The organism is Flavobacterium magnum, assembly GCF_003055625.1.
GTDB classification, from domain to species: Bacteria; Bacteroidota; Bacteroidia; order Flavobacteriales; family Flavobacteriaceae; genus Flavobacterium; species Flavobacterium magnum.
The window spans coordinates 1140977-1153291 of sequence record NZ_CP028811.1 but is presented as its reverse complement, the minus strand read 5'-3'; the positions used below and the strand labels follow the sequence as shown (position 1 = coordinate 1153291).

The 12315-nt window shown below is 43.1% G+C and carries 10 protein-coding genes and 1 tRNA gene; 8 read left to right on the top strand and 3 right to left on the bottom strand.

All coding sequences use genetic code 11. The features are described 5' to 3' along the window. Positions 1 to 10: 10 nt before the first annotated feature. A complete protein-coding gene (locus HYN48_RS04715; RefSeq protein ID WP_108370027.1) occupies positions 11 to 1789 on the bottom strand; it encodes a tetratricopeptide repeat protein in 1779 nt (592 codons plus the stop codon). A gap of 78 nt (positions 1790 to 1867) precedes the next feature. Further along, entirely contained in the window at positions 1868 to 3139 is a 1272-nt protein-coding gene (gene serS, locus HYN48_RS04710) for a serine--tRNA ligase (protein WP_108370026.1), read from the bottom strand. Between the two features lie 163 nt (positions 3140 to 3302). Here serS and HYN48_RS04700 point away from each other — a divergent pair, with 163 nt between their 5' ends. Then, the gene (locus HYN48_RS04700; RefSeq protein WP_108370024.1) at positions 3303 to 5216 is read left to right on the top strand and encodes a M1 family metallopeptidase; all 1914 of its coding nucleotides are present in this window, start codon (positions 3303 to 3305) and stop codon (positions 5214 to 5216) included. A 22-nt stretch (positions 5217 to 5238) separates the two neighbouring features. Here HYN48_RS04700 and HYN48_RS04695 read toward each other — a convergent pair whose 3' ends face one another. Further along, positions 5239 to 6285 (bottom strand): Gfo/Idh/MocA family oxidoreductase, encoded by a 1047-nt coding sequence (locus HYN48_RS04695; protein ID WP_108373374.1) that lies wholly within the window; start codon positions 6283 to 6285, stop codon positions 5239 to 5241. Between the two features lie 159 nt (positions 6286 to 6444). On the opposite strand from HYN48_RS04695, the gene rseP reads away from it, so the two are divergent. The 7 genes from rseP to HYN48_RS04655 all read left to right on the top strand — a co-directional run bounded on the left by rseP (position 6445) and on the right by HYN48_RS04655 (position 11929). Next, on the top strand, positions 6445 to 7788 hold the full coding sequence (rseP, locus tag HYN48_RS04690) for an RIP metalloprotease RseP (protein ID WP_108370023.1): 1344 nt from the start codon (positions 6445 to 6447) through the stop codon (positions 7786 to 7788). Positions 7789 to 7873: 85 nt separating this feature from the next. Continuing rightward, a tRNA-Asn gene (locus tag HYN48_RS04685) sits at positions 7874 to 7947 on the top strand. A 687-nt stretch (positions 7948 to 8634) separates the two neighbouring features. After that, complete coding sequence (locus tag HYN48_RS04680; protein WP_219909601.1) at positions 8635 to 9054, top strand: hypothetical protein; 420 nt, start codon at positions 8635 to 8637, stop codon at positions 9052 to 9054. A gap of 546 nt (positions 9055 to 9600) precedes the next feature. Continuing rightward, complete coding sequence (locus HYN48_RS04670; protein WP_108370020.1) at positions 9601 to 10107, top strand: hypothetical protein; 507 nt, start codon at positions 9601 to 9603, stop codon at positions 10105 to 10107. A 92-nt stretch (positions 10108 to 10199) separates the two neighbouring features. Further along, entirely contained in the window at positions 10200 to 10631 is a 432-nt protein-coding gene (locus tag HYN48_RS04665; protein WP_108370019.1) for a hypothetical protein, read from the top strand. Between the two features lie 182 nt (positions 10632 to 10813). Beyond that, the gene (locus HYN48_RS04660) at positions 10814 to 11299 is read left to right on the top strand and encodes a hypothetical protein (protein WP_146171721.1); all 486 of its coding nucleotides are present in this window, start codon (positions 10814 to 10816) and stop codon (positions 11297 to 11299) included. A gap of 228 nt (positions 11300 to 11527) precedes the next feature. Continuing rightward, entirely contained in the window at positions 11528 to 11929 is a 402-nt protein-coding gene (locus HYN48_RS04655; RefSeq protein ID WP_108370017.1) for a hypothetical protein, read from the top strand. Positions 11930 to 12315: the final 386 nt, after the last annotated feature.

The window sequence follows — 12315 nt, the reverse complement described above, 5'->3', positions numbered from 1 at the left end:
TTTTTGGGTATCACAAATTGGTATCGCCGCGCAGCTGCCGGAATTTCGCGCGGGCATCAATGAAATAAATACTGTCCTGATGACTGAAGAGTATCTTCTCATACAATGGTTTGGCTTTTTCGGGATCCTTCAGTTGCCTGTTGTAAATTTCAGCTGAAAAGTAAAGCGCCTCATCGATGTAAATACCTTCGGCGAACTTGTCTATGATCACCTGGTATTGCTGCAGGGCGGCGGCGTAATCCCCGTTTTTTTCATAAATCCTGCCAATCCTTAAAAGGGTCACATCCTCTATCTCCTGCGTTTTGTGCTCCTTCAGGATTTCCTGGAATAAGGCCAGGGATTCGGCGGTTTTATGTTGGTACAGCAGGTAATCCGCACGGGCAAACTTCTTCAGGTCAGTTTGTGTGGAGTCCGAAACGGTATTGTCGTTAATAAGCAGGAAATACTCCAGCGCATCGTTGGCAATCAATTGCGAGGACGCCGACTTCAGTTCCTTGAACTGCTTTTGGGCCCATTCGAAATCGGACTTGAAGTAACTCGTTTTGGCGGCTTTCAGGCTCGCTTCGTGACCCACTTCGTCATTTTTCAGATCATCCTCGATTTGTGAGTAGTAAATCAGCGCCTGATTGTATTTTTCCTCATAAAGCAGGATATCTCCCAACTCCATCTTCACATCGGCCTGCTGGTATTTGTTGAGTTGGAGTGCCAGGGCATTTTGCAATATCTTTTTGCCCTGCTCGGGGTTGTTCTGGCTGAAAGTCAGGAAATGCGCCTGCAGCAGTTGCAAAGGCAGCGAGAACGGGATGATGCCGTATTGTTGTAAAAGCGCATCAAATTCGGCGTTTATCGCAGGGTGATCCTTCGACTGACTCCGCTCGGTTTTCATGGTCATCAGGAAGGTATGCGCCTGGATCTGCAATTCGATATCCTGGGTGTTTTCAAGAACGAAAGCGAAAATTTCCGCTGCAGTATCATCTTCATTGTCGTCCATGGCCATCTGGGCGAGATTTACAATGCTTGAAAATGTTTCCGGATTCCTTTTATAAATTGCCTTTTCCTGTACGAATGCCTTGGCATAGTCTTTCTGTTGGAGGTAAAACCAGCTCAGATATTGGTTCCAGAAGACATCCTGACTTTTCTGGGCGCGGAGCAACAGTGCTTTCTTGAGGTCGGCATTGAAAGATTCCTCGGCATCCTCGGTCATGAAACGCGCCAGTTGGTTTTGTATGCCGATATTGTTCTGCGGATTTTTGTACGCTTCTTCCAAAAACCTTTCAATCATCATATCGGTATTGCCCAATTGTCCGTAAATCAAAGCCGTCTGGTAATTGAAAACCAGTTTCGGATCCAGCGATGTAGCGAGTTCGTACGCTTTGAGCGCATAATCGAGCACCACCTTGCGCTCAAACGCCGACGCGATCATGTAGACGTTCGACGGATTTTCCTTTATCTTCTCAAGCGCCTGCTCATAATACTTTCTGGCTTCCGGCTCTTTCTTCTGTAATTGGTAATTGTACCCTTTTTCGACGAGCAGGTTGTACTGCTTGAATTTTTCATAACGTGCTGCCAGCGCCTTATCCGCCTTGTCGTATTGGGCAAGCTGTTGATAGGAATCAATGACTTTCTGGAAATACAGCCCGTTTGAAGGTTGGTTTTTCAGCAATTCCTCGTAGCTGATGGCTGCTTTCTCGAAATCGCCCTTGTCGAAATAATTCTGCGCCAATTGCTCGTTCTGCCCAAAAACGCAGCAGGTTGCAAAGAGTATAAGGAACAGATACAGCTTTTTCATAAAATGTAATGTCGAATGGAACGACTAATATAACAATAACTTTCGCCCGAAAGTATATTTCCGCGGCATAAAGTAATGTTAATCGATGATGTCAAATCCGGTATACGGACGAAGTACTTCCGGTATAACAATGCCTTCGGGCGTCTGGTAATTTTCAAGGATTCCGGCCAGCACGCGCGGCAACGCCAGCGAACTTCCGTTCAAGGTATGTGCCAGATGGTTTTTGCCGTCCTTATCGCGGTAACGCAATTTCAGTCTGTTGGACTGGAACGTTTCAAAATTGGACACTGAACTGATCTCGAGCCAGCGGTCCTGTGCCGTTGAAAACACCTCAAAGTCGTAAGTCATTGCCGACGCAAAACCCATGTCGCCGCCGCAGAGGCGCAGGATACGGTAAGGTAGTTTCAGTTCCTGCAACAGCGTCTTGACATGTTCGACCATGCCTTCCAAAGCTTCGTATGATTTTTCGGGGTGCTCGACACGGACGATTTCCACCTTGTCGAACTGGTGCAGGCGGTTTAGTCCGCGCACGTGCGCACCGTATGACCCGGCTTCCCGTCGGAAACACGGTGTGTAGGCTGTGGCCAAAACCGGCAGCTCGTTTTCGGTTAAGATCACATCACGGAAAAGGTTTGTTACCGGAACTTCCGCTGTTGGGATGAGATACAAATCATCGGTCTTGTCATGGTACATCTGCCCTTCCTTGTCGGGCAACTGGCCTGTACCGTACCCTGACGCTTCGTTTACCAAATGGGGAACCTGGTACTCCTGGTAGCCCGCCGCGGTATTTTTGTCAAGGAAATAAGTAATCAGCGCGCGTTGGAGCCTGGCACCTTTGCCTTTGTAGACGGGAAAACCGGCACCGGTAATTTTATTGCCGAGTTCGAAATCGATGATGTCGTATTTTTTGACGAGCTCCCAGTGCGGCTGTGCGCCTTCGTGCAATACCGGAATATCGCCTTCCTGAAATACATTCAGATTGTCATCAGGGGTTTTCCCTTCAGGAACCAGATCAGCAGGAAGGTTTGGGATCGTATATAATTTTTCGGTGAGCTCCGCAGCGAACGCGTCAAGCTGCTCTGAAAGTTCTTTGCTGCTTTCCTTTAATGACAGGGTTTTTTCCTTCAGGATTGCTGCTTTTGCCTTCTCTCCGCCTTTCATCAGCTCGCCGATATCACGGGATAACTTGTTGGATTCAGCCAAAGTATTGTCGAGCGCGGCCTGTGTGGCGCGGCGCTTTTCGTCCAATGCGATCACATCGGCTACGACCGATGCCATATCAATGTTTCGTTTCGCCAATGCTTTTACGACCTTCTCCTGATTTTCCCTGATAAATGCGATCTGTAACATACCTTTATTTTTATGTGCGCGCAAATTTAATGAAATGTTTTAAATACGCTTCCTTCGTATCGGTAAAAACGGTTTTGCCCGTCAGCCCGTATATGCTTAAAATCACCGCTATGCAAAATCAAATCAGGAATTTGTTTTTATCTTTGGCAGAAAATGGCTTGAAATGAAATATTATTACCCACTCTTCCTATTGTTTGCGATGCAAATTCTGAGCGCACAGAAAGTTGGCGACGGATTAAACGGCATTGCAGAAGCCGAAATGAAGTCGGCGGCCCAAGTGATGAACTTCGTGGTCAACCCCAATACCACCAATTACGACATTACCTACCAGAAGCTCGAATTCACGGTGGATCCGGCAGTTTATTTTATAACCGGGAAAGTGACGACAACCTTCACGGCGCTGTCACCGATGACCACCGTGGTTTTCGACCTGACGAACCAACTTACGGTGAGTTCGGTAAAACGCAACAATATCGCATTGTCATTTACGCAAAACAACAACAATGAGGTGGTGATCACTTTGCCGGGCGGACTCGCAGCGGGAGCTTCAACGACGGTGGAAATCTCTTATTCGGGCGCCCCGGCGCAGGATAATGATGCGTTCACTACAGAAACGCATGACGGCACCCCGGTGCTTTTTACACTGTCCGAGCCTTACGGGGCACAGGACTGGTGGCCCTGCAAGCAGGACCTGAATGACAAGATCAACAACATCGATGTATACATCACCGCGCCTTCGCAGTATGTGAGTGTGTCGAATGGCGTGCAGGTCGGGACCACGACTGCAGGAACCAGCAAAACGACGCATTTTCATCACGGTCATCCCATTCCGGCCTATCTCGTAGCCATTGCAGTGACCAATTACAGTGTGTACACGCAAACGGCGGGCACGGCACCGAATACCTTTCCGATTGTGAATTACGTTTACCCTGAGGACCTTGCTTCAAACATAGATAACCTCGCACAGACCGTGCCGATTATGGATTTGTATGAACAGCTTTTCGAGACCTACCCTTTCGCCGATGAGAAATACGGCCATGCGCAATTTGGATGGGGTGGCGGCATGGAGCATACGACAGTATCCTTTATGGTCAATTTCGGAAGGGGATTGATCGCGCACGAATTGGGCCACCAGTGGTTTGGAGACAAGGTGACCTGCGGCTCATGGAAGGACATTTGGCTTAACGAAGGTTTTGCTACTTATCTGGCCGCTTTGGTGATCAGGGATTTTGACGGCGAGGCGGCCTTTACGATGGAAAAATCAAATATGATCAACAACATCACCTCGCAGCCTGGTGGCGCGGTATACCTGAGCGACACCGACTTATTCAGTGTAAACCGGATTTTCAGCGGCCGGCTGAGTTACAACAAAGGCGCCATGGTCATCAATATGCTTCGTCTTAAAATGGGCGACACGGCTTTCTTTCAGGGCTTAAAAAATTATCTGGCGGACCCAAACCTGGCCTACGCGTACGCCACTACAGCTGATTTACAGGCACACCTTGAAGCCACTTACGGGCAAAGCCTGACTGAATTTTTCAATGATTGGGTGTACAATCAGGGTTATCCTTCTTATTCGATTACGGCACACAACCAAAGTCTTGGTGTGGTTAAATTTACAGTCAGCCAGACGCAGTCGCATGCCTCTGTCGCTTTTTTTGAAATGCCACTTCCTGTGAGGGTGTATGGCGCAGCGGGGCAATACATGGATCTCGTGCTGAATAATACGGCAAACAACCAGGTCTTCCTTGAGAATGTACCGTTTGCAGTGACCGATGTGGCGTTCGACGTCAATAAAGACATTATTTCGGCCGGGAACAATGTCGCATTAGGAATGAAAGATTTTGGCACGGCAGCAGTGCAACTGTATCCAAATCCGGCAGAAAGCCAGCTTAGGCTTGAGATTCCCGAAGGCATGGAGGTGAAGCAAACCATTTTCTATAACGCGGTAGGTCAAACGGTGCAGTCCACCACTTCGCAAACGATTTGGGATGTGTCTTCGTTTGCTGCCGGGGTTTATTTTATTGCGGTAACGACCGATTCAGGAACCAGAACGATCCGGTTTGTAAAACGATAAGCGCCTCTTTGTCAGGCTGAACTTAATTCTCTACAGCCACAACCTTTCGGGATTGACTGCTTTTGATTGCCGCTTCGATGACGGCCATCACATTAATCCCTTCCTGTGCTGTCACCGGCTCCGGTTTGTCTTCAGTCAGCGACCCGTATAAGGCATCAAAAAAATAAAAGTAATTCCCATGCAGTGTGGGCAGGAATTCGCGGATGATTTTCCCGTCGAATTCGGTGTGTAGCAACCCTTCGCGGCTTCGCGGTTCAGTACCCCAGTCCTTTGCGGTGACTTTTTTTCCGAGTTTTAAATCTTCTTCCTGCACGTCGCCGCGGGGTTTCAGGAACGAGCCGTTTTTACCATGTACCACAAATGAGGGCACCATTTCCCTAACAAAAAAACCAGCTTTGAGTCGGACGCGCAGTCGCGGGTAGTACAACGACAGGTCGAACCAGTCGTCAACGACGGATTGTGCACGGGTCACCCTGATGTCAGCAAAAACCGCTTCGGGCATCCCAAAAAGAAACAGCGCCTGGTCGATCAGGTGAGAACCCAGGTCTTTCAGTACGCCGGATCCGGAATTTACAGTTTCCTTGTGCATTTTCGGGCTTAAGGTAGGATTGTATCGGTCGAAATGGAATTCAGCTTCAACGATGTCTCCCAGCATATCCTTGGCAATGACATCTTTCACCGTCATGAAATCGCTATCCCAGCGGCGGTTATGAAACACCGCAAGTTTAAGGCCTTTGTCCCGGGCAATTTTTTGAAGTTCTTTGGCTTCGGCAACCGTTGCGGTAAACGATTTTTCAACCAACACGTGCTTTCCGGCCTGCAGCATCCTTTTTGCATATTCATAATGCGTCGCTACGGGCGTATTGACAACCACGAGGTCGGGATTGTCATCGAGTAGCGCTTCCGGGGAGGCATAGCTTTTTGTTTCGGGATAATCTGAATGGATGTTCCGATGCGACCGTTCCCAGCTGCCAAGAAGTTCAAAACCGGGATGGACACTGAGGAAAGGTGCGTGGAATACCTTGCCCGACATACCGTAGGAAAGCAACGCTGTTCTGATCTTTTGCATGGTTGATTTTTTAAGCATCGTAAATTTAGCCCACAATTGCGGATTATGGGATTGGGTCAGCTATAATTAACAAACATTTAAATGGGCGTTTGGGATTAACATGCGATTGATACGCAGAAAACGTTACTTTTGTGCGGTATTAAAAACGATCACAAAAACATGGAAATACTCATCAAGCTTTCGCAGTTCCTATTAAGCTTATCACTATTGATCATACTTCACGAACTCGGGCATTTCATCCCGGCCAAATTATTTAAGACCCGCGTTGAAAAATTTTACCTGTTTTTCGATATCAAGTTTTCGCTGTTCAAAAAACAAATAGGTGAAACCGTATACGGAATCGGATGGCTGCCATTGGGCGGTTACGTGAAAATTTCGGGCATGATTGACGAAAGCATGGATACCGAACAGATGGCTTTACCACCGCAACCTTGGGAATTCCGCTCAAAGCCGGCCTGGCAAAGGCTGATCATCATGCTGGGCGGCGTGACGGTAAATTTCATCCTGGCGTTCCTGATTTACATCGGGATCACTTTCGCATACGGCGACATGTACATCAGCAATTCAGAAGCCAAAGACGGCGTGTGGGTTACGAATCCCGCATTGGTAAAAGCAGGCCTGCGCACCGGAGACAAGATTATTGCCGTTGACGGCAGGAAAATTGAGCATTTTCACGATTTGAGTGAGGCGCTGATCATGGGTAAAAATGTGGCTGTGGAAAGAAACGGCAACATGCAGACGGTCAGCCTTCCCGATAATTTCATTTCCAGCATCCTCGACCAGGATAAAAAGTCGACGGTGGAACTGCGGATCCCATTTGTGATTTCGGACGTTGCGGCCACGTCGCCCAACAAAGACATGCTGAAAACAAAAGATATCGTTACCTCGTTGGACAACCAGCCGTTGCGTTACGCTGATGAAATGGAAGCACGCCTCAATGCGCTTAAGGGAAAAACAGTGCCTGCGATGGTGAAACGCGACGGCAAGGAAATCGCCATTAGCCTGAAAGTGTCGGACAGCGGCAAACTGGGCATACAGTACCCGAACAGGCTACCTGTAGATAATCTTGAAAAATTAGGCATTTATAAAATCAGCCGCGAAGAATACGGTTTCTTTGAATCGATTCCGGTGGGGCTTGAAAGGGGCGTTGATGAACTGGCGAAATACGGACGCCAGCTTAAGGCAATTTTTACGCCTAAAACCGGCGCGTACAAAGGTGTCGGTGGCTTCAAGGCAATTTTCGATATCTTCCCGGAGTCGTGGAGCTGGGAATTGTTCTGGAATATCACGGCGCTGTTGTCCATCATGCTTGGCGTAATGAACCTGCTGCCGATTCCTGCGCTTGACGGCGGCCATGTGATGTTTCTGCTGTATGAAATGATCAGTGGCCGTAAACCGAGCGACAAATTCCTCGAGCGTGCGCAGATGGTAGGGATTTTCCTTTTGCTGGCGTTACTTTTATTCGCCAACGGGAATGACATCTACAAATGGATTACGAAGTAGATAATTTTTTAAAATTTTCTGCAAAAAGATTTGCGGGAAAAGAATTTCATAGTATATTTGCACCGCTTTAAAAGGCAATACGCCTTCCTCCTTAGCTCAGTTGGTTAGAGCATCTGACTGTTAATCAGAGGGTCCTTGGTTCGAGCCCAAGAGGGGGAGCAGCAAAAGAAAAGACTTCACAGCAATGTGAGGTCTTTTAATTTTATCTGGGTACAACAATTTTCCTTATGCCTAAATTTCTTAGTATTTGTTATTTTTGTTAAATGACAAGTAGCAAGCGAAATCCTCTAGCATATTTTGAGGCTTTGATAGTGTTTCAAGGTTACAAACAACGGCTCGCTCTTTTAACCATCAGCAAAATCAGCAAAAACTAAGTTCATTTTTACAAACGGCCATCGTCTCTATATTTGTTTTTGGAACGTCGTTGATCGGCCTTTCGAAAATTCGAATCCGGCAGACCCTGGTGGGTACACGTTCGATGTCCAAAAAGGGTTGGTTTTCAGGCTAATTTACAAAAAATCAAAGCGTTACCGCCCGAGACTCGGTCAAGAGGGGGAGCTTTGTTAATTTTTCAAAATCGCTGGACATCCATCCGAACGATCCTGAGATCTTATTTTACAGGGGTGAGTCCTACGAATTTATAGGACTGTACGATAAAGCATGTGACGATTACAAAAAAAGCAATGCACTGGTCGTCAATAAATCCTCGACAGAGAGAATCAATAGATTAAAATGCGCACAATAAAAAAAATAGCTGTTTTTTCTGTATTTTCCTGCCTGATGGCTTTTTGGCAGCAAACCGCCGCGCAGCAAAAAAATTTTAAAAACGCCGTCAATTATGAGGTTATGGGACATGCCAGATGCCTATTTTCACTGAATTATGAAAGGCATATCTATGCTTTTAACGATATTTTATCGATGAAATTTCGGACAGGTTTCGGAATCCAGAAGGGTTATATTGCATCAGATGATAATAAATACGGCCAGCGTACCTATTTGCCCACGGTGCTCAATCTTCTTATAGGAAAGCACTCCCATTTTGCCCAGGCCGGAATCGGTTACACCTGCCTGTTTACAAGCGGATTGAAGGATAATACCGAAATACCCGCAAAGGAATATCCGCGATTTAGCGGCGCTTATGCTGCAAGTATAGGTTACAGGTTTGTTGATGACAGGATTATTTTGCAGGCATACCCGACTTTTATCTGGGAACCCGGCAAAGGGATGGAAACAAGTTTCGGGCTCAGCATCGGATATCAATTTTAAATCGGCAGCGCAGGAGATAATCTTTTTTGAGCCTCAAAAAAAATCGAGTTTGTTGCAATATGTCATTTGATTTTAACCGGAAAAACAACCATGCACCCGATTCTATAGCCCGGACTAAAGCCATGAAAATCAATTTTTTTCGTTGTATAAAGTATCTGTTTATCAAATACATTGCCTTTTTCTTTGTATTGGCATTTATAGGCAACAGATTCAGGGATGCTGTAATCAATAACGCAAACTCTTCAATGGAGTTGGTGAAACTTACAATCGGATATGTTTTATATATCCTATTTTACATCCCTTTTCTGATTATTATTTTCTGTATCCCGATTTATTTAATTTTTAAGATAAAAAATAAATTTTTGTACATATTCTGCCTGATCGTGTTTTTTGGTGCCGAATACGAGATTTATACTTATTTATTTTCACCTTCAGATGGTTCGCCCGGAATATATAACCTTGTGATAGGGATAGTCATATATTTCATCTTTTTTTATAAACCGATACCCAATTTTCTAACTAAAGACAAGGAAAACTGCCAATAATATGTTTTGGAACACAAGGAGCAAAACACTTCCCAAAACCGTAAATGTTCAATCTATGGATATAAATGAGTTCATAAATAAAATTGAAGAAAATATTATTGTTGAAAAAAATTTCAGTAAAAAAGATTTAGTGAAATTTTTAATAAATAAATATCAAAATCTGGACAAATCAATTGTCCTATTAAAGCTAGAAGTGATTGATTGTAATCACTTTATAACACTAAAGTTTGAGGATTTTTATTTTGAATTAGATTTTAACGATGATAATATTCACATCATCATTAACAGCTGTGAGATAATCTATTTTTTTGATGATTCTGTATTTTTAAAAAATTACACAAAAATCATAAATTCTCTTTTTCAAGGAGATTACTATATAGTGGAATTTAGTCCTTATTCGGATAGACTTTATTATTTAGACGATGTCAAAAAAATGGAAGAAGATTTAAATAAAACAAAGAAAAGAGATTTGTGTAAATTAATTAAAGGAAAAGAATTGATTATATAAAAACGCCTGAATATTAAATTAAGAAATCTAAAAATTCCATGTAAAAGTTGGAAAGTTAAAGATGCAGGGCACTTTCACATAAGAAGGTAAAGATGAAATATTTTAAATTTTTTGACGCCAACACAAAAAAAATAAGATTTCCAAACAAAAAGAAAATTTCATTTTGGAGTTTTATAGGTAAGTTTTTAGAACTAACTATTCCTAAATCAAAAAAAGATTTTATTGAAAAATTAGATATAGTTTTTGAATGGTATATTGAGTACAATGATGTAGAAGATTATATTGAAAGAGAGATGGGTTTAGATGAAAATCGAAGTGTAATTTTAAAGATGCCCAATGATAAGAATTATGGTTTTTGGATTGATACACATTTGGATTTAGCATATTATTTTAATCATTTTGATGCAAAACTAATTTCGGAGAATGAGTTTTGCATCAAAATGGGGGGAGTTGCCCCACGCTGGCGAAAGCGTCACACTTGTGCATACAAAGTAAACGGCAGATCGTTCTCCCGGAATATATAACCTGGTGATAGGAATAGTCATATATTTCATCTTTTTTTTTATAAATCGATACCCGATTTTCTAACTAAAGACAAAGAAAAAAGACTGTAATATCCTTCTGAAACTTTAATAAGTTACTGCTTTTGAGAATCAAAATAATTATTGATTATTTTATTATGAGTAACATTAAAACAAGCAGTTTGATGAAGATTTCCGCATCAACCATTATGGTGGCTGCAGGAATTGTATGTACAGTCGTCTCAATCAACCATTTCGGACTGGTATATTCAATTAAAGACAGCCTTACAGAGCCGTTAGCCCAAGAGGCGTTTTATCCTGTTTACTGGCTCTTCGGCGGATTATTTATCTTTTTTCTTGGTATTGGATTTATCAGTAATAATAGACATTTGGTTAAAACACCCTTATTTCACAGCCTCTTCGCTTTGTCATTTTGGTTATCTGATTTTTTGATTTTTTCTGTTTATAATGCTTATATGAATTTCTCTATTTCATTTTTGTGGGAAGTAACAGCCTGTTTTACGATGATCGCCTGCTCCATACTGCTAATGCGGGGAAAAGGTCTTAATTGGAAATCACACATGGTATCGTTTTCAGGCAAGGCTTTATTAGTTGGGTTTCTTTTAGGCTTATGTAAATTTATTTTCGAATACCATTTTCATTTAGCGTAGACAGGCCAACGCATAAATCATGGAAAATTGCAAGTTAAATGTCTTATATACAACCTTGTAGTACCGTTAGATGTCCAAAAAGGGTCGATTTTCAGGCTAATTTACGAAAGATCAAAGCGTTACCGCCCGAGACTCGGTCAAGAGGGGGAGCTATGAAAAAACACTAAATTGTGCCATCACCATTATAGCCATGATTTCCATTGACAATAAATACAATGCATTTTTTGTATGAAAAAAGCGATATTATTATTATGTTTTACTGTATTGGCCAGTAGTTGCCATTATAAAAAAGACCAGTTGCTGATCAGGAACAATTCAAACGAACAAATGTGTTATGAGACGATTATTAATGGAAAGGATGGATATTACAGGGTATCGGCCGGCGGAACAGTAGAAGCTCATGCGGAAGATTCTCCGATAAGAAGAAGCCCAATAATAGGACCTTTGGAGGAAAATGCTGCAGGCCACATCCTTTACATAGTATTTTATAAGCCGACACACAAGTTTATTATTGACAATATTAAAGCTGACAATATTGACAATATCGTAAAAAGCGGCAAAGTTACGATCAGCAAGTATACGCTTGACGAGCTGAACAAAATGAAATGGGTGGTTCAATATCCGAAATAAAATGACGGGCCAAAGACTGGTGAACGCCAGGCTAATCGCTTCCTGACTGATATTTCTGTATCAAACCCTGGCTCCCTCTTTTAACCATCACCAAAATCAGCAAAAACTAAGTTCTTTTTAAATCGTTGACATAAAGGATTTTAATTAACATTTAAAAATGTAAGTATTTCTACATCAATGCATTCGAATTTTCGAATACTGGTTTCTAAAAGAAAGATAATTCTAAACAGCCCAACTTGTTTCAAATATTGAACTTAAAAACAGAGGCTTAAAAATAAAAACGTTCATTGATTTATTGCAGAGGCATAAAAGGAATAATAAAAATACGCCTTCGCTGTTTTTCCGCTTTCATCAGGACGACACCTTACAGCAGTAATTGCGGTTCT